15 protein-coding genes are annotated in these 21,743 nt (G+C 73.1%); 11 read left to right on the top strand and 4 right to left on the bottom strand.

Annotation, left to right across the window (positions count from 1 at the left end):
• The first annotated feature begins 20 nt into the window (after positions 1 to 20).
• From rfbB to ACGF5T_RS31360, 3 genes are all read left to right on the top strand, one after another.
• Positions 21 to 989, top strand: a complete 969-nt coding sequence (rfbB, locus tag ACGF5T_RS31370) for a dTDP-glucose 4,6-dehydratase (RefSeq protein WP_392890012.1) — start codon at positions 21 to 23, stop codon at positions 987 to 989.
• Positions 986 to 3,199 (top strand): alpha/beta fold hydrolase, encoded by a 2,214-nt coding sequence (locus ACGF5T_RS31365; RefSeq protein ID WP_361014668.1) that lies wholly within the window; start codon positions 986 to 988, stop codon positions 3,197 to 3,199. Before rfbB ends, ACGF5T_RS31365 begins: the two co-directional genes overlap by 4 nt.
• 407 nt (positions 3,200 to 3,606) lie before the next feature.
• Positions 3,607 to 4,755: a DegT/DnrJ/EryC1/StrS family aminotransferase gene (locus ACGF5T_RS31360; RefSeq protein WP_366769362.1), complete on the top strand. Its 1,149-nt coding sequence runs from the start codon at positions 3,607 to 3,609 to the stop codon at positions 4,753 to 4,755.
• A gap of 109 nt (positions 4,756 to 4,864) precedes the next feature.
• On the opposite strand, the gene ACGF5T_RS31355 is transcribed toward ACGF5T_RS31360, so the two are convergent.
• A complete protein-coding gene (locus ACGF5T_RS31355; RefSeq protein ID WP_356612517.1) occupies positions 4,865 to 5,584 on the bottom strand; it encodes a class I SAM-dependent methyltransferase in 720 nt (239 codons plus the stop codon).
• Between the two features lie 698 nt (positions 5,585 to 6,282).
• Between ACGF5T_RS31355 and ACGF5T_RS31350 the strand changes: the two genes are divergently transcribed.
• Positions 6,283 to 8,136, top strand: a complete 1,854-nt coding sequence (locus ACGF5T_RS31350; RefSeq protein WP_392890004.1) for a helix-turn-helix domain-containing protein — start codon at positions 6,283 to 6,285, stop codon at positions 8,134 to 8,136.
• Between the two features lie 150 nt (positions 8,137 to 8,286).
• Here the strand turns inward: ACGF5T_RS31350 and ACGF5T_RS31345 are convergent, their stop codons facing one another.
• Entirely contained in the window at positions 8,287 to 9,939 is a 1,653-nt protein-coding gene (locus tag ACGF5T_RS31345; RefSeq protein WP_366768101.1) for a TlrC/CarA/OleB/SrmB family ABC-F type ribosomal protection protein, read from the bottom strand.
• 342 nt (positions 9,940 to 10,281) lie between these two features.
• Here ACGF5T_RS31345 and rfbH point away from each other — a divergent pair, with 342 nt between their 5' ends.
• A complete protein-coding gene (gene rfbH / locus ACGF5T_RS31340; RefSeq protein ID WP_361014678.1) occupies positions 10,282 to 11,583 on the top strand; it encodes a lipopolysaccharide biosynthesis protein RfbH in 1,302 nt (433 codons plus the stop codon).
• Positions 11,584 to 11,635: 52 nt separating this feature from the next.
• On the opposite strand, the gene hflX is transcribed toward rfbH, so the two are convergent.
• Entirely contained in the window at positions 11,636 to 13,039 is a 1,404-nt protein-coding gene (hflX, locus tag ACGF5T_RS31335; RefSeq protein WP_356612575.1) for a GTPase HflX, read from the bottom strand.
• A gap of 325 nt (positions 13,040 to 13,364) precedes the next feature.
• Between hflX and ACGF5T_RS31330 the strand changes: the two genes are divergently transcribed.
• Positions 13,365 to 14,405 (top strand): NAD-dependent epimerase/dehydratase family protein, encoded by a 1,041-nt coding sequence (locus ACGF5T_RS31330; protein WP_366768100.1) that lies wholly within the window; start codon positions 13,365 to 13,367, stop codon positions 14,403 to 14,405.
• Between the two features lie 103 nt (positions 14,406 to 14,508).
• On the opposite strand, the gene ACGF5T_RS31325 is transcribed toward ACGF5T_RS31330, so the two are convergent.
• Entirely contained in the window at positions 14,509 to 15,549 is a 1,041-nt protein-coding gene (locus tag ACGF5T_RS31325; RefSeq protein ID WP_366768099.1) for a Gfo/Idh/MocA family oxidoreductase, read from the bottom strand.
• A gap of 312 nt (positions 15,550 to 15,861) precedes the next feature.
• Between ACGF5T_RS31325 and ACGF5T_RS31320 the strand changes: the two genes are divergently transcribed.
• The 5 genes from ACGF5T_RS31320 (at position 15,862) to ACGF5T_RS31300 (ending at position 21,703) form a co-directional block, all read left to right on the top strand.
• Positions 15,862 to 17,091: a P450-derived glycosyltransferase activator gene (locus tag ACGF5T_RS31320; RefSeq protein ID WP_361014682.1), complete on the top strand. Its 1,230-nt coding sequence runs from the start codon at positions 15,862 to 15,864 to the stop codon at positions 17,089 to 17,091.
• A 57-nt stretch (positions 17,092 to 17,148) separates the two neighbouring features.
• Positions 17,149 to 18,420 carry an activator-dependent family glycosyltransferase gene (locus tag ACGF5T_RS31315; RefSeq protein ID WP_366768098.1) on the top strand — a complete coding sequence of 424 codons (1,272 nt, stop codon included), beginning with the start codon at positions 17,149 to 17,151 and terminating at the stop codon, positions 18,418 to 18,420.
• Positions 18,421 to 18,535: 115 nt separating this feature from the next.
• Positions 18,536 to 19,705: a nucleotide disphospho-sugar-binding domain-containing protein gene (locus tag ACGF5T_RS31310; protein ID WP_366768097.1), complete on the top strand. Its 1,170-nt coding sequence runs from the start codon at positions 18,536 to 18,538 to the stop codon at positions 19,703 to 19,705.
• 1 nt (position 19,706) lies between these two features.
• On the top strand, positions 19,707 to 20,699 hold the full coding sequence (locus tag ACGF5T_RS31305) for an NAD-dependent epimerase/dehydratase (RefSeq protein ID WP_366768096.1): 993 nt from the start codon (positions 19,707 to 19,709) through the stop codon (positions 20,697 to 20,699).
• Positions 20,696 to 21,703 carry an aldo/keto reductase gene (locus ACGF5T_RS31300; RefSeq protein ID WP_356612535.1) on the top strand — a complete coding sequence of 336 codons (1,008 nt, stop codon included), beginning with the start codon at positions 20,696 to 20,698 and terminating at the stop codon, positions 21,701 to 21,703. Before ACGF5T_RS31305 ends, ACGF5T_RS31300 begins: the two co-directional genes overlap by 4 nt.
• The last annotated feature ends 40 nt before the right edge of the window (positions 21,704 to 21,743 follow it).

Below are 21,743 nucleotides of genomic sequence, written 5' to 3'. Positions count from 1 at the left end.
GGCGGCCGCCGGCCCGGATCCTGGTCACCGGGGGCGCCGGCTTCATCGGCTCGCGCTTCGTGACCGCACTGCTGGACGGTTCCCTGCCGGAGTTCGGCAAGCCCGAGGTGAGGGTGCTCGACGCGCTCACCTACGCGGGCAACCTGGCCAACCTCGCCCCGGTGGGCGACTGTCCCCGGCTGCGGATCTTCCCGGGGGACATCCGCGACCGCGCGGCGGTGACCCAGGCCATGGCGGGGGTGGACCTGGTGGTGCACTTCGCGGCCGAGTCGCACGTGGACCGGTCGATCGACGACGCCGACGCCTTCGTACGCACCAACGTGCTGGGCACCCAGGTCCTCCTCCAAGAGGCGCTGGCCGTACGCCCCGGGCTGTTCGTGCACGTCTCGACGGACGAGGTGTACGGCTCGATCGAGGCGGGGTCGTGGCCCGAGGAGCACCCGTTGAACCCCAACTCGCCCTACGCCGCCTCCAAGGCGTCCTCCGACCTGCTGGCGCTGGCGCATCACCGTACGCACGGGCTGCCGGTGTGCGTCACCCGTTGCTCCAACAACTACGGGCCCTACCAGTACCCGGAGAAGATCATCCCGCTGTTCACCAGCAGCCTCCTCGACGGCGGCACCGTCCCGCTCTACGGCGACGGCGGCAACCGGCGCGACTGGCTGCACGTGGACGACCACTGCCGGGGCATCGCCCTGGTGGCGCGGGGCGGCCGGCCCGGCGAGGTCTACAACATCGGCGGGGGCACCGAGCTGAGCAACGTCGAGCTGACGGAGCGCCTGCTGAAGCTGTGCGGAGCCGACTGGTCGGCGGTGCGGCGGGTGCCCGACCGCAAGGGCCACGACCGGCGCTACTCCGTCGACTACACCAAGATCGCGGACGAGTTGGGTTACGCGCCGCGGATCACCATCGACGAAGGGCTGGAGCGGACCGTGCACTGGTACCGGGAGAACCGCGCGTGGTGGGCGCCCGCGAAGAGGGGGCGATGACGGTGACGTCCGCATCCGTGGACCAGCTCGACCTGTGGCTCCGCCGGTACCAGCCGTCCGCGTCGCCCGCCGTGCGGCTGGTGTGCTTCCCGCACGCGGGCGGCTCGGCGAGTTCGTTCCTGCCGTTCACCCGACAACTGCCCGACCGGATCGAGGTCGTGGCCGTCCAGTACCCCGGACGCCAGGACCGCAGGGGCGAGCCGCTGATCGACACCATCGAGGGCCTGGCCGAACCCCTGGCCGGCCTGCTGGAGGCGCAGGCCGGCCCGCCGGTGGTGCTGTTCGGGCACAGCATGGGCGCACTGGTGGCGTACGAGGTCGCCCGCGCGCTCCAGCAGCGGGGCGCGGCTCCGGTGCGCCTGGTGGTCTCCGGGCGCCGGGCCCCCGCCGTGGACCGGCCGATGACCGTCCACCTCTACGACGACGACCGGCTGGTGGAGGAGCTCCGCGAGCTCGACGGCACCGACAGCCAGGTGTTCGCCGATCCGGAGCTGCTCCGTCTGGTGCTGCCCGTGATCCGCAACGACTACCGGGCCGTGGCGGCCTACGCCCACCGCCCGGGGGCGCCGCTGGAATGCCCCCTCACCGTGTTCACCGGCGCCGAGGACCCCTCCGTGACCGCGGCCGAGGCGGCGGCCTGGCACGAGGCGGCGGCGTCCGGCGTCGAGACGCGGACCTTCCCCGGTGGCCACTTCTTCCCCTACCAGCGGACCGCGGAGGTGTGCGGGGCCCTGGTGGACACGCTCGAACCGCTGCTCTCGGCCGGTACGCGCACCGTCCGGCGGGTCCGCCCGGGGGACGTGGGCACGGTCGGGTACGCCGTCCACCGGCGGACCGCGGAACGGGTGCTGGCCTCCGCCGACACCCTCGACAGTCCGGTCACCGCGCTGGCGGAGGTGCCCCGCTGGCTGGCGGAGTACCACCGGGCGCACCGCTTCCACGTCGAGCGGATCCCCTTCGACCGGCTCCGGCGGTGGTCCTTCGAGCCGGGCACCGGCGACCTGCGGCACGAGACGGGCCGCTTCTTCTCCGTGGAGGGGTTGCGGACCAGCTCGGACGCCGATCCGGTCGCCCGGGTGCAGCCCATCATCGTGCAGCCCGAGGTGGGGCTCCTCGGCATCCTGGCCCGGGAGTTCGGCGGGGTGCTGCACTTCCTGATGCAGGCCAAGCCCGAGCCCGGCAACGTCAACGGGCTGCAGATCTCCCCGACGGTGCAGGCCACGCGCAGCAACTTCGACGAGGTGCACCACGGCCGTTCCACGCCGTACCTCGACCACTTCATCCACCGTCCCGGCCGCCGGGTCCTGATCGACAGCATCCAGTCCGAGCAGGGCGACTGGTTCCTGCACAAGCGCAACCGCAACATGGTCGTCGAGATCGACACCGACGTCGAGGAGGACGCCGCCTTCCGGTGGCTGACCCTCGGGCAGATCCGCAGGCTGATGCTCCAGGACGACCTCGTCAACATGGACACCCGCAGTGTGCTGGCCTGTCTGCCCACCGTGCACGGCACGCCCGACGACGGCGACGACGCCTTTCCGGCGGCGCTGCGCCGCTCCCTCTACGGGGAGGCCGCGCCGCTGCACGACCTGCACGCCATCACCAGCTGCCTCACCGACGTCCGGGCGCTGCGCGTGCTGCGCCAGCAGAGCGTGCCGCTGGACGACGCCCGGCGGGACGGCTGGGAGTGGACCGGGAGCGCGATCCGGCATCGCAGCGGCAGGGACTTCGAGATCATGGCGGTGGAGGTGACGGCGGAGCGCCGTGAAGTGGCCTCGTGGACCCAGCCGTTGCTGCGCCCGTGCTCCCAGGGGCTGTCGGCCCTGATCACCCGGCGGATCAACGGGGTGCTGCACGCCCTGGTGGCGGCGCGGTCGGAGGTGGGCACGCTCAACGTCGCCGAGTTCGGGCCGACCGTCCAGTGCCGGCCGGACGAGCCGGACGGCCAGTCGCCCCCGTACCTGGACCGGGTGTTGACGGCCGGAGCCGACCGCGTCCGTTACGACGTGGTGCAGTCGGAGGAGGGCGGGCGCTTCTTCCACGCGCGCAACCGCTACATGGTGGTCGAGGCGGGGCCGGAACTCGACATCGGCTGCCCGCCCGGCTTCTGCTGGGCGACCTTCGGTCAGCTCACCGAACTGCTCGCGCACGGGAACTATCTCAACGTCGAACTGCGCACCCTCCTGGCGTGCGCACACGCCTCCTACTGAATGCTCACGGAAGCTGCACCGCCGGAGAATCGGCGGCGCGCGCCCCCGGCCGGCCGCCACCCGGAAGGTAAAGCGGCGGCTTCCCGTATCGGCTCGGTACGGGAAGCGGCTGTACGGCCGCCCCGAACCGCGCGCAATTGCCGGGGAGAACCCCGCGGAACCCCCTTCGGGTAACCGCTTTCTCCCGCCGCGGTGCGCCCCGACGCGGGACCGCCCTCACCGCGTGCCCGAATAACGGAATACCACTCCGACGGGCGGCGGAATTCCCTTTCAGGTTCCCGGAAATGGGCGTCTCACGAGCGCCCGGCGAATACCCGGCGCAAGGGACGGCGTCTTCGCGGGGACGGCGGTCGGCGGCGGCGCTCCTGCCCGGGTCCGGACGAGACAGCGCGACGCGAAAGGCGATAATGATCAATCTTTTCCAGCCTCAGATGGGGGCCGAGGAACTGGCGGCGGTGTCCGAGGTCTTCGAGGACCAGTGGCTCGGTCACGGCCCCCGGACCGCGGCGTTCGAGTCCGCGTTCGCCGATCACCTAGGGGTCGGGGCGGAGCACGTCGTCTTCCTCAACTCGGGCACCGCGGGCCTCTTCCTGGCCCTGGAGTCGCTCGGTCTGCGGCCCGGTGACGAGGTCGTGCTGCCCTCTCCCAGCTTCCTCGCCGCGGCGAACGCCGTGCAGCTGTCGGGAGCGCGCCCGGTCTTCTGCGACACCGACGAGCGGACGCTGAACCCGGCCCTGGAGCACGTCGAGGCGGCCGTCACCCCGCGCACCAGGGCCGTCATCGCCCTCCACTACGGCGGCCACCCCGGGGACATCGTGCGCATCGCCGGGCACTGCCGGGAGCGGGGCATCACCCTGATCGAGGACGCCGCCTGCTCCGTGGCCTCCCGTGTGGACGGCCGGCCGGTCGGCACTTTCGGCGACCTCGCCATGTGGAGCTTCGACGCCATGAAGGTCCTGGTCACCGGGGACGGAGGCATGATCTACGTCAAGGACCCCGAGTCGGCCGCCCGGATCCGGCGCCTGGCCTACCACGGCCTCACCCGCTCCAGCGGCCTGGGATACGCGAGGGTGTCGGCACGCTGGTGGGAGATGGAGGTCCCCGAACCGGGCCGGCGCGTCATCGGGAACGACCTCACCGCGGCGATCGGCGCGGTGCAGTTGCGCCGGCTTCCCGGCTTCGTGGCCCGCCGCAGGGAGATCGTCGCCCTGTACGACAGCGAACTGAGCACCCTGGAGGGTGTGCTGACGCCGCCCGCGCCACCGGCGGGGCACGAGTCGACGCACTACTTCTACTGGATCCAGCTGACCCCCGGCCTCCGGGACCGGGTGGCACGCGACCTGCTCAACGACGGCATCTACACCACCTTCCGCTACGCGCCCCTGCACAAGGTGCCCGCCTACGGCCACGCCGGAGGCGAACTGCCCGGCGTGGAGCGGGCGTCCGAGCGGACCCTGTGCCTGCCCCTGCATCCCGGCCTGTCGGACGGCGACGTCCGGACCGTGGTGTCCTCGCTGCGCAGGGCCGTGGGCGCCGCGGCCCGGACCCCGGCCTGACGCACGCGCCGCGGCCCCTGCACCGGCGGTGACCGCCGGTGCAGGGGCCGCGGCGCGGTCCGGACGGTCCGGGTCCGGGCCACCGTCGCCGTGTCGGCTCGTCGCCTCGTCAGCCGCGCGTGCCGAGGAAGAAGCCGGGTGAGCCGCCGCCCGTCTCGACGTACTCCACGTCCAGGCCGGCCTTGCGGTACGCGGTCTCGTACTGCGCCCGCGAGAACAGCGTGAGGTAGTCCACCTCACTGCGGTGCCGGATGCCCCCCTCGGTGTGCGCGATCAGGTAGTGGATCTCCATCCGGGTCCGCCCGCCCTCCCGGGTCGAGTGGGAGACGCGGGCGACGCCCCGGTCCCCCGGTTCCGTCCGCAGGGCGTGCGTGGAGACGTGGCCGTCCAGGAAGGTGTCGGGGAAGTACCACGGCTCGACGGCGAGGACGCCGTCCGCGGTCAGGTGCCGTGCCATGGCGGCGACCGCGTCCTCCAGGTCGGCCGTGGTCTCCAGGTAGCCGATCGAACTGAACATGCAGACCACCGCGTCGAAGGTCTCGCCGAGGTCGAACGAGCGCATGTCGCCGCGGTGGAGGGTGACGCCGGGGAGCCGCTCCTCGGCGCGGGCCGCCATCCACTCGGAGAGCTCCAGGCCGCTCACCCGGTCGTAGAGCTTGGCGAAGGCCTCCAGGTGCGTGCCGGTGCCGCAGGCGACGTCGAGCAGGCCCGCGGCGTCCGGCGTGCGCTCCCGGATCAGCTCGGTGATCCGGGCGGCCTCGCCCGCGTAGTCCTTGCGGTCCTGGTAGAGCAGGTCGTAGACCTCGGCGGCACTGTCGTTCTCGTACATGGGAATCCTCCGGGCCGTAGGGGGAACCGTGGGGGTGTGGGGAGGGGAAGAGGAGTGCGCCGTGCGCTCGGGAGCGGGAGCGGGCGCCGTCCGCCGCCGTCCTCGCGATGATCTCCGTACGGACACCCAACAGTTCACGCCGAGTCGCGGTCAAGGAACGGCGGCCCGGTCAGTCAAGTCGGGCGGCCCGCCTTCGGGGCGAGGGCTCGCGGAAGACGGGCGCGGATTCGGACAACCGGTTGCCGGTTCTACCGAAAACGACGGTGTGCGGCCCGGGTCGCCGGGTAGCTTAAGCCTCGTTCGGTGCAACGGTTGAACAGGCAGCGTTCGGCCCGGAACCGGCTTTTATGGAATTCATTTCCATCGCGCCGCGACGTCATGGGGGCGCGGTCGTCTATCGGCCACGAAGCCCCGGCTTTTCGGCCAGCCACCCTCTGGCGGCGAATAGGCTAAGCCCTTCGAGGAAGCCGCCGGAACCGGACGAAGGGGACGAACGGTTGGACTGGACGATCTGGACGGGGTGCTTGAAAGCGTAATAGCCTGTCAATGCTTTGGTAAAGCACGGGGATGGGGGTGCCTGCGGGATGAGTGACCTGGGTTCTGGCGAAGAAGGGTCCGACGAAGACGAGTCGGACGACGCGCTCGCCTTCCTCGAGTTCATCGCCCGGTCGGCACCCCGGAGCGAATACGACGGGCTCATGGCACGTGCCGAACGCTCGGGCGCCGACGAGGACCGGATGCGTCGGCTGGAGCGTTTCAACCGGCTCGCCCTCACCGCGCAGTCGATGATCGAGTACCGCCGTGACCGGGAGGCGGAGCTGGCAGCGCTGGTCGACGCCGCCCACGAGTTCGTCGCGGCCCGCCGGGCCAAGGACCTGCTCGACTCCATCGCCCGCCGGGCCCGGCTGCTGCTGAAGCTGGACGTCTCCTACGTCGGCCTGCACGAGGAGGACCGGCCCGGCACGGTGGTGCTGAGCGCCGACGGCAACGCGGTCAAGGTCGCCGAGAGTTACCGGCTGCCTCCCGACGGCGGACTGGGCGCCATGGTGCGCACCTGCCGCGCTCCCTTCTGGACCCCGGACTACCTCGGGGACAACAGCTTCGTCCACGTCGAGGCCATCGACGACATCGTCCGCGCCGAGGGCCTGCGCGCGGTCCTGGCCGTTCCCCTGACCGCCGGGAGCGAACCGATGGGGGTGCTCTACGTCGCCGACCGCCAGGTGCGGCACCTGACCCCCAACGAGGTCACCCTGCTGTGCTCGCTCGCCGACCTGGCCGCCGTGGCGATCGAGCACAACCGGTTGGTGGAGGAACTCCGCGACACCATCGGGCAGTTGCGCCAGGACATCGGTGAGGCCCGCACCGCCCTCGCGTGCACCCGCAGGTCCGCCGATCTCCAGTCCCACCTGATCACGCAGGTGATGGACAGGCGCGGGGTCGACTCGTTGCTCGCCACGGCCGCCGAGGCGCTCGGCGGCGGAGCCGGCCTGTGCAGTCCGCTCGGGCGCCCGCTCGCCGAGTACGGGACCCTGCGCCCCGTCGCCCCCGCGGACCTGCGCGCGGCGTGCCGCCGGGCCGCGGAGACCGGCCGGCCCACCTCGGTGGCCCCGGGGCTCTGGACGGTGCCCCTGCTCCCCGGCGGCAACGCCGGCTTCCTGCTGACGGACCTCGGACCCGACGCGGACCACACCGCCGTCCCCCTGCTCCCGATGGTCGCCCGTACCCTCGCGCTGCATCTGCGCGTCCAGCACGACGACTCGCCCAAGGTGCAGAGCCACCAGGAGTTCTTCGACGACCTGATCGGGGCGCCGCGCTCGCCCACCCTCCTCAGGGAACGCGCCCTGATGTTCTCGCTCAGCTTCCGCCGCCCGCACGTGGTGCTGGTGGCCGGCGGGTCCCGCGGGGCCTCACCGCGGCTGGAGGCCTCCGGCGCCGACTACGCGAAGGAGCTGGGCGGGCTGTGCAGCGTGCGGGACGGCACCGTGGTCCTGCTGCTGCCCGGCGACGACCCCGTCGCCGTGGCGCAGACCGCCGCCCCGGAGCTGACCGACCGGGCCGGACACCCGGTCACCGTGGGCGTCGCGGGCCCCGCCTCGACCGTCGACGGCATCGCCGACGCGCACCGTGAGGCCGCGAAGTGCCTGGAGACGCTCCGCGCGCTCGGCGGCGACGGTGGCACCGCCTGCGCCTCCGACCTGGGGTTCCTCGGCATGCTCCTGGCCGAGGAGAACGATGTCCCCGGGTACATCCGGACCACGATCGGCCCGGTGGTCGACTACGACACCCACCGCTTCACGGACCTGGTCCCCACCCTGCGGGTCTACCTGGAGTCGGGCCGGAGCCCCACCCGGGCCGCGGAGACCCTGCGCGTGCACCCGAACACCGTCTCGCGGCGGCTGGAGCGCATAGGCGTGCTGCTGGGAGAGGACTGGCAGTCACCGGAGCGGGTGCTGGACATCCAACTGGCCCTGCGGCTGTACCAGGTGCGTTCGGCGCTCTCCTCGCACCCCTCGTCCGAGACCCGGGCCGTGCTCGGATCGCTGCGCGAGTGACCTCCGGCGCCGTCGGCGCCGGACCCGCCCACCCCGCCGGCCGACGGGCACCTCGGGCAACGGTTTCGCCCGCCGGCGCGGAGTGCGCCGGCGGGCGAGCGGGCACCGGCCGCCGGTCCCCCGCGGGACGGGGCCTGGGGCCGGCCCGGCTCAGCCGGCACTGAACTCGGCGATGCGCCCGTCCCCCATGGTCAGCCGGGCGCCGGTGAACCGGGACCGCATCCGCCGGTCGTGGGTGACGACCACGACGGCGCCGCGGTAGTCCGCCAGTGCCTGCTCCAGCTCCTCCACCAGCACCGGGGTGAGGTGGTTGGTGGGCTCGTCCAGCAGCAGCAGGTCCATCGGATCGCTCACCAGCCGGGCGATCTCGATCCGGCGGCGCTGCCCGTACGACAGGTCCTTCACGCGTCGCCGCAGGTCGGGCGGGCTGAAGAGGCCGAGCGACAACAGTTTCTCCGCGTGGTCCTCCAGGTACCCCTCCCGGCCCTGGGCGAAGGCCCGCAGCACGGTCAGTCCGGGCGCCCAGGGCGTCTCGTCCTGCCGCAGGTGCCCGACCCGGCAGCCGACGCTCACCGAGCCGCTGTCCGGCTCCAGTTCACCCGCCAGCACCCGCAACAGGGTGGACTTGCCCGCCCCGTTGGGGCCCGTGACGAGGAGCCGTTCCCCGGGCCGGATCGTCAGCGAGTCGACGGAGAGCCGGCCCGCGACGCTCACGTCGGTGAGTTCGGCCACCGTCTCCTGAACCTCCGGGCCCGCGGTGTCGATGCGGGCGGCGAAGGACAACGGGTCGGCGGGGGCGTGCACCGGGTTCTCGGTCAGCTGCGCCACGCGTTGCTTCGCGTTGCGGATCCGGACCATCGCGCCGTGGTCGCGCCCTCGCCTGCGGTAGGCGCCGTGGCCGAAGACGGAGAGGGACATCTTGCGCGGGATGCCGTCCATCCGCGCCACGTTGGAGGTGATCAGGCCGCGGTTGCGGTCGAGTTCGGCACGCCACTCCTCGTACTCCCGCAGCCGCCGCTCGCGTTCCACGGCCTTGGCCGTCAGGTAGCCCTCGTAGCCGTTGCCGTAGCGGGTGACACTGCCGGAGTCGACCTCCAGGATCGTGGTGGTGAGCCGGTCGAGGAAGACCCGGTCGTGGGTGACCGCGATCACCGTGCCGCGGTGGCCGGCCAGGTGGTCCTCCAGCCATTCCATCGCCCGGTCGTCGAGGTCGTTCGTCGGTTCGTCCAGCAGCAGCAGCTCCGGCGACGACGCGAGGGTCGCGGCGAGCGCGAGGCGCGAGCGTTCGCCCCCGGAGAGGGTCCCGAGCTTCCGGTCGCGGTCCAGGCTCGGCAGTCCGAGACCGTGCAGCGCGACCTCCACCCGCACGTCGGCCTCGTAGCCGCCGCGCGCCTGGTACTGCTCGACCAGGGCGGAGTAGCGCTGGAGGACGGCGGACAGCTCGCGCTCGGAGCCCTTCTCGTCGCGCTCGCCCAGCTCCGCCTCGGCCTCGCGCATCGCCGCTTCCAGCTCGCGCAGGTCGGACAGGGCCAGGTCGACGGCGTCCTGGACGGTGGCGTCCAGGGGCAGTTCCAGGGTCTGTGCCAGGTAGCCGACGCCGCCGGGGGCGACCACGGTGAGCGTGCCGTTGTCGGGCTCCACGCGGCCGGCGAGGATCTTGAGCAGCGTGGACTTGCCGGATCCGTTGTCGCCGATCACGCCGACCTTCTCGCCGGGCCTGATGCTGAAGCCGACCCGGTCGAGCACGACGACGTCGTGGTAGCGCTTGGTGATGTCGTGCAGGGCGTATTGCGCAATCGACACGCGTGAGTCTCCTGTTTCCACGATGAGGATGAGTGGATGCGTGAGCGCGCTCGCAGAAGGAACGGAAAGCAGAACGGACGCCACCACTGCGGACATGACCGGTCAGGGGGTGTCACGAGCGCGCTGCTGGATGCGACAGGCGGAGTCAGCTCAACGCCGGGCATCCTCATCTATCACAGAGATCCCATGCGCAGAACTATAGCCCTGCTACCCGGCGCCGCGCAACGGTATGCGTGCCGCACCGGCCGACGTGATGCAGTCACCACGGGATGATCGCTCGTCCGGCGGCCGGTTGCCTAGCCTCGGGAGCAACCACAGCGGTCTTTCAGGAGAGGGTCGACCATGGGCGATCTCAGGCACCGCATCACCGAGCTGGTCCGCGCGTACCACCGGGAACAGGCGCCCGGGGACTTCGTTCCCGGGACGACGCACGTACCGGTCTCCGGCGCGGTGCTGAGCGAGGAGGACCGGCTGGCGCTGGTGGAGACGGCGCTGGAGATGAGGATCGCGGCCGGCCCGTCCTCCCGGGGCTTCGAACGGCAGTTCGCCCGGTACCTGGGGCTCCGGAAGGCGCACCTGACCAACTCCGGCTCCTCCGCCAACCTGCTCGCCCTCACCGCGCTCACCTCGCCGCACCTGGAGGAGCGACAACTGCGTCCGGGGGACGAGGTCGTCACGGTAGCCGCCGGGTTCCCGACGACGGTCAACCCGATCTTCCACAACGGGCTGGTGCCGGTCTTCGTCGACGTCGAGCTGGGCACGTACAACACGACGCCCGAGCGCATCGAGCGGGCCATCGGCCCCCGGACCAAGGCGATCATGATCGCGCACGCCCTGGGCAACCCCTTCGAGGCCGAGGAGGTGGCCCGCCTCGCGGACGAGCGGGACCTGTTCCTGATCGAGGACAACTGCGACGCGGTGGGGTCCCGCTACCGGGGCAGGCTCACCGGCTCCTTCGGCGATCTGTCGACCGTCAGCTTCTACCCCGCGCACCACATCGCGATGGGTGAGGGGGGCTGCGTGCTCACCGACAACCTGGCCCTGGCGCGGATCGTGGAATCACTGCGCGACTGGGGGCGCGACTGCTGGTGCGAGCCGGGTGAGGACAACCGCTGCCTCAAGCGCTTCGACCAGAAGATGGGCGACCTGCCGCCCGGGTACGACCACAAGTACATCTTCTCGCACGTCGGTTACAACCTGAAGTCGACCGACCTGCAAGCGGCTCTCGGGCTGTCCCAGCTGACCCGGATCGAGGAGTTCACCGAGGCGCGGCGCGCCAACTGGCGTCATCTGCGCACCGCGTTGGACGGGCTGCCCGGTCTGCTGCTGCCCGAGGCCACACCGGGCAGCGATCCGAGCTGGTTCGGGTTCCTCATCACGGTGTCCCCGGACGCCGCGTACAGCAGGGCGGCCCTCGTCGACCACCTGGAGTCGCGCCGGATCAGCACCCGCCGCCTGTTCGGGGGCAACCTCGTGCGCCACCCCGCCTACACCGACCGCCGGTACCGGGTGTCCGGGTCCCTGGAGAACAGCGACCTGATCACCGACCAGACGTTCTGGATCGGGGTCTTCCCGGGCATCACCCCGGAGATGATCGCCTATGTCGCCGACACCGTACGGGAGTTCGTGCTCAAGCACTCCTGACGGGCGGCGCTGCCCGTGGAGGGGAGGATGCCGGTCCTCCCCTCCAGGCGCTTCACGGACGCGGAAGCGTGCTCAGCTCCGAGGCGAGGTCGGGGTGGACCCGCGCGGTGAGCAGGGTGCCCTCCGGCGTGTGCTCGGTGCTGAGCACCTCGCCCTCGTCGTGCACCCGCGCCACCAGGCTCCCCTCGTCGTAGGGGATCACTACCTCCACCTCCACCTCGGGGTGCGGCAGCAGGCGGTCGATCAGTTCCTGAAGTTCGTCGATGCCCCGGCCCGATCGGGCGGAGACGACGATCGCCTCCGGCTCCTGCTCCAGCAGCCGGGCGAGGACGTCCGGGTCCGCGACGTCGGCCTTGTTGACGACGACGACCTCGGTGGACTCGCCGGCGCCCACGTCCCGCAGCACCTCGCGCACCGAGGCCAGCTGCGCGCCGGGGTCCGGGTGCGACCCGTCCACCACGTGCAGCACCAGATGCGCGTCCGCCACCTCTTCGATCGTGGAGCGGAACGCCTCCACCAGGTGGTGCGGGAGATGCCGTACGAAGCCCACGGTGTCGGCGATGGTGTAGGAACGCCCGCTCGGCGTCGTCGCCCGCCGCACGGTCGTGTCCAGGGTGGCGAACAGGGCGTTCTCCACCAGCACGCCGGCTCCGGTGAGGCGGTTGAGCAGCGACGACTTGCCGGCGTTGGTGTAGCCGGCGAGGGCGACCGACAGCACCTTGTTGCGCCGCCGCTCCTCCCGGTTCACGTCGCGGCCGGTCTTCAGCTGCTCCAGCTCCCGGCGGAGCTTGGCCATCTTGTCGTTGATCCGGCGCCGGTCCGTCTCGATCTTCGTCTCACCGGGGCCGCGCGTGGCCATGCCGCCGCCACCGCTGCCACCGCCGCCCATCTGCCGGGACAGCGACTGGCCCCAGCCGCGCAGCCGCGGCAGCATGTACTGCATCTGCGCCAGCGCCACCTGCGCCTTGCCCTCCCGGGACTGGGCGTGCTGCGCGAAGATGTCGAGGATCAGGGCCGTGCGGTCCACGACCTTGACCCCCACGACCTCCTCCAGGTGCATCAGCTGACTGGGGCTCAGTTCCCCGTCGCACACCACGGTGTCGGCGCCGGTCTCCTCCACGATGTCGCGCAGCTGCGACGCCTTGCCCGAGCCGATGTACGTCGCCGGGTCCGGCTTCTGCCGGCGCTGCACGACACCGTCCAGCACGAGGGCGCCCGCGGTCTCGGCGAGCGCCGCCAGCTCGGCGAGCGAACTGTCGGCCTCGGCGGCCGTTCCCGAGGTCCAGATGCCGACGAGCACGACCCGTTCGAGTCGCAGCTGGCGGTACTCGACCTCGGTGACGTCGGTCAGTTCGGTGGAGAGCCCCGCGACGCGGCGCAGGGAGGCCCGCTCCTCGCGGTCTAACTGGTCGCCGTCCCACTCCTCGGCGTCGGCGCCGGCGATCGTGTCGTCCATCAGTGCGTCGGCTCGCTGGGGTGCGCCGGCGAAGTCCTCGGGATGCGTCAAAGTACTTCCAATCTGGGGGGCGTTCGGCTGCGTTCCGGGCGCGGGGTGCGACCGGCCGGCGGGGCCGGGCGCGGGGGCCGGGGGGTCGGGCCGACGGGTCCGCACCTCGCCGTCAGGGGCCGGTGCCGTGGAGGTCGCTGCCGGAACTCACATGCCGTCCACCCTAGCCATCCCGCCGTGGTGTGCAAGGACGTATCGGCGATCACGTGCCCAGCTGACAGAGTGTGCACCGGGTACTGCGCCCGCGGGCGTGGGGCGGGTGAGTGTGGATGTCATGCGCGTACTCATTATCGGAGGTTCACAGTTCGTGGGCCGGGCCTTCGCCGCCGAGGCACTGGCGGCGGGGCACCGGGTCACCACGTTCAACCGGGGTGTCAGCGGCACCGACCTGCCCGGGGTCGAGGCGGTCAGGGGCGACCGGGAGGAGGCCGGCGACCTGGAGCGGCTGGTGACCGGGCGGCGCTGGGACGCGGTCGTGGACACCTGCGGCTACGTGCCCCGCACGGTGGGGGCCTCGGCCGCGGCGCTGTCCGGGCACGCGGACACCTACCTCTACGTCTCCAGCATCGCCTGCCTGCCCGACTGGTCGCGGGCGGTCCGCCCGGTGGACGACGACTCACCCGCCCACGACTGCCCGCCGGACGCCGGCCCGGACCACGCCGACGGTGACTACGGCACCCTGAAGGCCGGGTGCGAGCGAGCCGTGGACCGGCACTTCGCGGGCCGGACGCTGCACCTGCGGGCCGGAGTCATCCTCGGGCCGCACGACACCATGCGGATGCTCGACGCCTGGCTGTGGCGCATGCGCCTCGCCGAGGGGGAGCACCGCCGGGTGCTGGCCCCGGGCAACCCCGAGGTGGGCATGCGCCTGATCGACGTACGCGATGTCGCCGTCTTCGGCCTCGACTGCCTCGCCGAGGACCGCACCGGCGCGTACATCGTCAACCCGCCGGAGAAGAACACCACCTTCGGGGAGTTGCTCACGGAGTGCGTCAAGGCCACCGGTTCGGCCGCGGAGCCGGTCTGGGTCGACGAGGCGTTCCTCGCGGAACACGGGGTGAGTCCGTGGACGGATCTGCCGATGTGGGTGCCCGACACCGCGCGGGACACCCTGGTGTGGGCGGCCGGGGCTCCGCGCGCCCGGGCCGCGGGACTGACCTGCCGGCCCGTCTCCGACACCGTCCGTGCCGCCTGGGAGGTGGTCCGGGGCCGGCCCGTTCCGGAACTGCCGCTCGCGGCCGGCTGCGGCCTGTCCCTGGCCCGGGAGAAGGAGCTGCTCGCCGCCTGGGACGCCCGCGGCGGTGCGGCGGGCTGACGACGCGGCCCCCGAGGAGGGCGACGCCGCTTCCCGCTCGCGGGGAGCGGCGCTCGTGTGTCCGCCCCCCGGGCCGCACGCCCCGTGGTCGCCTCGCGCGCGATCACACGGTGAAGGTCTCGGCGCGGGCGACGATCTCGTCGACCAGCCCCGCCTGGCGCAGCGCGGCGTACGACTCGGCGGAGACGTCCTCGGCCCGGATCACCGCGCGACGGAAGACCGACAGGATGTTCACGAAGTGCCGGTCCACCGGCAGTACGCGCTCCTCCCGGTGGTCCTGGCGGGACAGCCGCAGCACGGGGTGGTGGCTGTCCGGGGTCGTGAAGACGTGGCTCAGGGCGAGCGAGCCGGTGCTGCCGTGCAGCTCGTACGCCGAGCGGTAGCCGTGCTCCATGCCGAAGGCGAGGTGGGCGGCGACTCCTTGCGGAGCGGCCAGCAGGACGCTGCCGGAGACGACCACGCCCCGGCGGCGGTCGCGACGCAGCACGGCGCCCGTCAGGCGCAGGTCGGGACCGAGGAAGTGCAGGGCGGCGCGCAGCGGGTAGACGCCGTTGTCGAGCAGCGCGCCGCCACCGATGTCGGGTCGGTAGCGCATGTCGTCGTCGGCGCGCGGCGGGATCGTGAAGGCGGCGGAGAAGGTGCGCAGCTCCCCGATCGTGCCCGCCTCCAACAGGGCCTTGACGGTGGCGTGTTGTGAGTGGTGGAGGAACATGAAGTTCTCCATCAGGACCAGTCCGCGCTCCCGCGCCATGGCGAACAGCCGGTGCGCGTCGGCGTGGTTGGCGGCGGCGGGTTTCTCCACGAGGACGTGCTTGCCCGCCCGCAGCGCCGCCGCGGCCCATTCGGCATGCAGCATGCTGGGCACCGCGATGTAGACGGCGTCCACGTCGGGGCGTTCCAGCAGGGCCTCGTAGGGCGCGACCGCCTCGCAGTCGAAGTGCTTGCCCAGGGCCTTGGCGCGCTCCGGGTCGCGGCTGCCGACGCAGGTCAGCACGGTGCCGGGGGTGGAGAGCAGGGCGGGCAGGGTGCGACGGCCCGCGATGTCGCCGCAGCCGATCGCTCCGAAGCGCAGCACCGGGGACGCTTCCGGCCGCGGCGGGCCGGGGGCGGCGAACGGTTCAGCAGAAGTACCCAGGGCGGTCATGGATGGTTCCGTCAATCGGTCCGGATGGTCACGGCACAGCGTGGTGAACGGCCGGCGCACACCCACGAGTCGCTTCCGGCAATGGGCGGCCCTGAAGCTACCCGGCGGCGGGACGGGACGGCAAGGCCGAGCTGACACAGTGCCGCGCCGAGGGGCCCCGGGTGCCCCGCGGTCCCGCTGACCTGACATGACGCCGACCAATCTGTGGACGGGGCGGCGCTCGCCCGGGTTAGGTGAGCGCGGCGCCCGCGGTGACCGCGACGCCGGTCCGAAGCGGCCCTCGGGGCACGCCGTTGGAGAGAGGAGACGCGGGTGACGGACGCGATCACGACCGAGCTGGCGGACCGCGAACTGGGCCGCAGACTGCACCGGATACGCGGCGCCCACTGGTACTTCGGCAACTACGGTGACCCGTACGCGCTCATCCTGCGCGGCCAGTGCGACGACCCGGCGGTGTACGAGGAGCGGGTCCGCGAGGGCGGGCCGCTGTTCCGCAGCCGTACCGGGACCTGGGTGACCGCGGACCCGGTGGTGGCCGCGGCCGTGCTGGGCGACGCGCGCTTCGGTGCGCTGGACCGCGCCGGGCGGCGCCCGGAGGAGTACCTGCAGCCGTCGCCCGCCTCGGGCCTCGGGCTGGACCGTGCCGCGTACGTGCGTCTGCGGCGGGTGGCCGAGCCCGTACTGGGCGCGGACGCCGGCGCCGAGTGGCGCCGGCTCGGCGAGGAGGCCGCGCGCCGGCTGCTCGCCGGGCGCGGTTCCGGCTTCGACCTGGCGGCGGACTACGCCCGCCGGCTGCCCGTGCTGGTCCTGGCCGCCTGGTTCGGGGTGCCGGACGAACGGCTCGACGCGTGGGAGGAGTCGCTGCGGGCGGCGGGGCCGCTGCTGGACGGTCTGCTGTGTCCGCAGACGCTGGCGGCCACCCGTGCGGCGGACGCGGCCGCCGAGGGCCTGCGCACGCTGCTGGAGGAGGTGGCCGCCGCACGCTCCGGCGAGGGCGCGGTGGCCCGCATGATCGGCGCCGGGGCCGCCCCGGACGACGCGGTGGCCGCCGCCGTGTGCCTGGCGCTTACGGCCGTCGAGCCGACGACGACGCTGGTGTGCGAGGCGGTCCGGTCACTGCTCGACCGGCCCGGGTGGTGGCGGCGGTTGTGCGACTCCCCCGCCCTGGCGCCGGCCGCGGTCCGGCACACCCTGCGGTACGCGCCCCCGGTGCGGCTGGAGAGCCGGGTGGCCCACGAGGACGTGACGGTGGCGGGCCGTGCGCTGCCCGCCGGGAGCCACGTGGTGGTGCTGGTGGGTGCGGCACGGCGCGCGGGCGCCCCGGACGCGGAGCCCGCGGACCTGGCGGACGCGCCGGCGGCGGGTCTGCCGGACGACCTGTGGTTCGCGCTGTCCGGGGAGTTCGTCGGACGGACCGCGGAGACCGCGCTGGGCGTGCTGGCCGAGGCCGCCCCGGGACTGCGGCGGGACGGCGACATCGTCCGGTGGCGCCGTTCCCCGGTCCTCGGCAGGTACGCGCGGTTCCCGGTCGCGTCCTCCTGACGGGCCCGCGGCCGCCGTCCCCCTCAGTCCCCCACGAAATCCGACGAAAGGAGTGCCGTGCGCGTCCTGGTGACCTCCATCCCGCACCACACGCACTACTACCACCTGGTGCCGCTGATCTGGGCGCTGCGCGCCTCGGGGCACGAGGTGGTGGCGGCCGGCCAGCCGTCGCTGGTCGACGCCATCACCGCCAGCGGCATCCCGGCGTTCCCCCTGGCCGAGGAGGAGTCGCTGGCGCAGATCTTCGAGGAGGTCGAGGGCGACCTCCAGCCGTACCAGCACGGCATCGACGAGTTCGACTTCCTCGGCACCCTCAAGGACGAGCTGGACTGGGAGAGACTGCTCGCCCAGCAGGTGATCCTGTCCGGTCTGTGGCTGGAACCGCTCAACGGGGCGACGACCCTCGACAGCATCGTCGGTTTCGCCCGGGCGTGGAAGCCCGACCTGGTGCTCTGGGAACCGTTCACCTACGCGGGGCCGGTGGCGGCCCGGGCGTGCGGGGCCGCGCACGCCCGCGTCCTGTGGGGACCGGACACGATCGGGCTGCTGCGGACGAAGTTCCTCGAGGCCCAGGCGCTCCAGCCCGAGGAGCACCGCGACGATCCGGTCGCGGAGTGGATGACCTGGGCCCTGGCGCGCTACGGGTGCGACTTCCGGGAGGAGGACGTGCTCGGTCACTGGAGCGTGGACCCGATGGCGGAGGGCGTCAGTCTCGGCCTCGACCTGCCGACGGTCCCGATGCGCTACACCCCGTACAACGGCTCGGCGGTGATTCCCGAGTGGCTGACCGAGGAGCCGAAGCGGCCTCGGGTCTGCCTGACCCTGGGGGTGTCCTCTCGGGAGCACAGTGAGGACGAGGTCCCGGTGCAGAAGTTCGTCGAGGCGCTGTCCGACCTGGACATCGAGCTGGTGGCGACCCTGGACGACGCCCAGCGGGACCTGCTGCCGCGGATCCCGGACAACACGCGGATCGTCGACTTCGTGCCCATGGACGCGCTGCTGCCGACGTGCTCGGCGATCATCAACCACAGCGGTTCGGGCACGTGCAACACCGCCGCGCTGCACGGGGTGCCGCAGATCATCCTCGGCGGCATCCTGGACGCCGCGGTGCGGCAGCACATGTTCGCGCAGTCCTCCGCCGCCCTCACCTTCGCCCCGGAGGAGGTGACCGGCGAGGCGCTGCGGAGCGCGCTGGTGCGCCTGCTGGAGGAGCCTCGGTTCCGCGACGGCGCGCGGCGGCTGAAGGAGCGGATGCGGGCCATGCCCAGTCCGGCGGGGATCGTCCCGACCCTGGAGCGCCTCACGGCCGAGCACCGCCGGGCGGGCTGACCGGGCCCCGGCCGGCCGCCGGCGGTGGCCGCCTTCCCCGACTTTCGCATGTGATCGATCTCGTCGACTCAGCCGTGGACCGGTTCGCCCGTCCGCGCCCGACACTGGAGTGCTGATGCGGGCCCTCTTCACGACCGCGCCGCTCGCGGGCCACCTGCTTCCGCTCGTGCCCACCGCATGGGCCCTGCGGGCGGCCGGCCACGAGGTACTGGTCGCGACCCGGGAGGACTTCGTGCCGGTCGCCCTGCGCTCGGGTCTGCCGTCCGCCTCGTGCGGGCCCGCCGCGGACCTGGCCGGCGCGGTCGGGGCGGGGGCGCTCGCGCGGCCCCGCGGCGAGGCCCGGGGTGTCCTGAGCGGGGCGCTGGCGCGCGTCGCCCGGGGCGGTCTGGCCGGGGTGCGCCGACTGGCGGAGGTGTGGCGGCCGGACCTGATCGTCAGCGAGCGGGCCGAGTACGCCGGGCCGCTGGTCGCGGCGGCCCTCGGCGTGCCGTGGGTCCGCTACCACTGGTCGGTCTCGTCCCTGGAGGAGTACCGGCGCGCGGCCGAGGCGGAGTTCGCGCCCGAGCTGGCCGCGCTCGGCCTCGACCGGTTCCCGGAGCCGGCGCGCGTGCTCGACCCGTGGCCGGTGTCGCTGCGCCGGCCGGACGCGGTCGCCCACGACGGCGTCCGGCACATACCGGCCCACGGGGACGTCCCCGTTCCCGACTGGGCGTTCACGCGCGGTCGGCGGCCGCGGATCTGCGTGACGCTCGGCACCATGCTCCCCCGGCACGGCGCGGCCGCGACGGGCGACTTCCTGGCGGAGCTGGTGACCGAGACCCGCGGGTGGGACTGCGAGCTGCTCGTCGCGGTCGACGACGACGTCGTCGCGCGGTGGCCCCCGCTGCCCCCGGCGGTGCGGCACGCCGGCCGGCTGCCGTTGGCGGAGGTGCTGCCCGCGTGCGACGCGGTGGTGCACCACGGCGGACAGGGCACGTCCCTGACCGCGCTGGCCGCGGGTCGGCCGCAGGTCGTCACGCCCCGGCTGGACGACCAGTTCGACAACGCGCGGGCACTGGCGGGGGCGGGTGCGGCCCTGCTCGTACCGCCGTCCCGGGCCACTCCCGCGGCCGTGGCCGCGGGGTGCGCCGAACTGCTGGAGAACGCCCTGTATGCCAAGGCGGCAGCCGGGCTCGCCGAGGAGATGGCGCTGCTGCCGTCGCCGTCGGCGGCGGTCGGACTCCTGGAACAGCCGGGGCCCGGGCCGGGCATGCCGCGGAGTTACCCGAACGAGGATGCGGTGTGACGTGAATCTGGAAGTACTCAACCGTTCGAACGATCCGCGCGGGCCGCTGATCACGGTGGTCGGCGCGTCCGGCTTCATCGGCTCGGCCCTGGTCGCCGAGCTGGCGCGCATGCCGGTGCGGCTGCGGGCGGTGGCCCGCCGCGAGACCCCCGTCCCGGCGGACGCGCGGGCGGCCGTCGAGGTCCGCCGCGCGGACCTCGCCCGGAGGGGCGAGGTCGGGGCCGCCGTCGAGGGAGCGGACGCCGTCGTGCACCTCGCCGCCCACATCGGCGGGGCGCGGTCGTGGCGCGCGGCCGACGAACGGTCGCGGCGGGTGAACGTCGGCCTGCTGCACGACATGGCCGACGCGTTCCGGGACCGGCCGGGGCCCGCCCCGGCCGTGGCCCTCGCCAGTACCCTCCAGGCCGGTGCCGACGCCGCCCGGCAGGGCGCGTACGCCCGGCAGAAGGCGGCGGCCGAGGAGGTGCTGCTGCGGACCGCCTCCGAGGGGGTGGTCCGCGGGGTCGTCCTGCGGCTGCCGACCGTCTACGGCCGCAGCCCGCTGACCGGGTGGACCGGTCGCGGGGTGGTCGCGTCGGTGGCGCGGCAGGCCGTGGCGGGCGAGCCGGTCACGATGTGGCACGACGGCACGGTCGGGCGCGATCTGCTCCATGTGGAGGACGCGGCGCGCGCCTTCGCGGCGGCGCTCGGCCACGTGCAGGGGCTGGCGGGCGGCACGTGGCCCGTCGGCACGGGCCGGCCGGAGCCCCTGGGAGAGGTGTTCGCGGCCGTCGCCGGGCTGGTGGCCGAGCGGACGGGGCGGCCACCCGTGCCGGTGGTGTCCACGGAGCCGCCCGACCATGCCGAGGCGGGCGACTTCGAGAGCACGGTCTGCGACCCCTCCGCGTTCCGCGCGGTGACCGGGTGGTCCCCCCTCGTGCCGTTGCGGACGGGGCTCGACGCCGTGGCGGAGACGATGGTGGCCGACGGAGCGAGGGGTGGGATCCGAACGTGAGCACGGACCGGGAGCAGGCCGCGCACACGCGGCTCGGTCGCAGCGCGACCCTGGTGAGCCGGCTCTGGCTGGGCACCGTGAACTTCAGCGGCCGGGTCGAGGACGGCGACGCGATGCAGTTGATGGAGGCGGCGGTCGACCGCGGCATCAACTGCATCGACACGGCGGACATCTACGGCTGGCGGGTCCACAAGGGGCACACCGAGGAACTGGTGGGCCGTTGGCTGGCCAAGAGCGCCGCACGGCGGGAGGACGTCCTGCTGGCCACCAAGGTCGGCGGGGACATGAGCGAACGGCTCAACGACGGCGGCCTGTCGGCGCGGCACATCGTCACGGCCTGCGAGCAGTCGCTGCGGCGCCTGGGCGTGGACCACATCGACCTCTACCAGATGCACCGCGTCGACCATGCCGCCTCCTGGGACGAGATCTGGCAGGCGATGGACCGTCTGGTGGCGAGCGGCAAGGTGACCTACGTGGGGTCGTCGAACTTCGCCGGCTGGAACGTCGCCGCCGCCCAGGACGCGGCCCGGCGCCGCCAGTCCCTCGGTCTGGTCTCCGAGCAGTGCCTGTACAACCTGGCGGTACGCCACGCCGAGCTGGAGCTGCTGCCGGCCGCCCAGGCCTACGGGCTGGGCGTGTTCGCCTGGTCACCGCTGCACGGCGGGCTGCTCAGCGGGGTGCTGCGCAAGCTCGCGGCGGGCGTCGCGGTGAAGTCGGCGCAGGGGCGGGCCCAGCTGCTGCTGCCCGAGCTGCGCGCGACGATCGAGGCGTACGAGGGGTTCTGCGGCCGCATCGGCGCGGACCCGGCCGAGGTCGGTCTGGCCTGGGTGCTGTCCCGGCCGGGGATCAGCGGCGCGGTGATCGGTCCGCGCACGCTGGAACAGCTGGACTCGGCGCTGCGGTCCCTGGACCTGGTCCTCGGTGAGGACGAACTGGCCGAGCTGGACGCCATCTTCCCGCCCCTGGGCAAGGGTGGCCGGGCGCCGGACGCGTGGCTCAGCTGAACGGGGTGCATCGGCCGACGTCGCGCCGGCCGATGCCGCC

This window comes from Streptomyces sp. NPDC047853, assembly GCF_043204535.1.
Classification (GTDB): Bacteria; Actinomycetota; Actinomycetes; order Streptomycetales; family Streptomycetaceae; genus Streptomyces.
This window is presented reverse-complemented; position numbering and strand designations above follow the sequence as displayed.

Coding starts and splice junctions, on each gene's coding strand:
- ACGF5T_RS31330 (WP_366768100.1), top strand. CDS start 13,365: ATGCGCGTACTCATTATCGGAGGTTCACAGTTCGTGGGCCGGGCCTTC.
- ACGF5T_RS31365 (WP_361014668.1), top strand. CDS start 986: ATGACGGTGACGTCCGCATCCGTGGACCAGCTCGACCTGTGGCTCCGC.
- ACGF5T_RS31325 (WP_366768099.1), bottom strand. CDS start 15,549: ATGACCGCCCTGGGTACTTCTGCTGAACCGTTCGCCGCCCCCGGCCCG.
- ACGF5T_RS31355 (WP_356612517.1), bottom strand. CDS start 5,584: ATGTACGAGAACGACAGTGCCGCCGAGGTCTACGACCTGCTCTACCAG.
- ACGF5T_RS31350 (WP_392890004.1), top strand. CDS start 6,283: ATGGCACGTGCCGAACGCTCGGGCGCCGACGAGGACCGGATGCGTCGG.
- hflX (WP_356612575.1), bottom strand. CDS start 13,039: ATGGACGACACGATCGCCGGCGCCGACGCCGAGGAGTGGGACGGCGAC.
- ACGF5T_RS31310 (WP_366768097.1), top strand. CDS start 18,536: ATGCGGGCCCTCTTCACGACCGCGCCGCTCGCGGGCCACCTGCTTCCG.
- ACGF5T_RS31360 (WP_366769362.1), top strand. CDS start 3,607: ATGATCAATCTTTTCCAGCCTCAGATGGGGGCCGAGGAACTGGCGGCG.
- rfbH (WP_361014678.1), top strand. CDS start 10,282: ATGGGCGATCTCAGGCACCGCATCACCGAGCTGGTCCGCGCGTACCAC.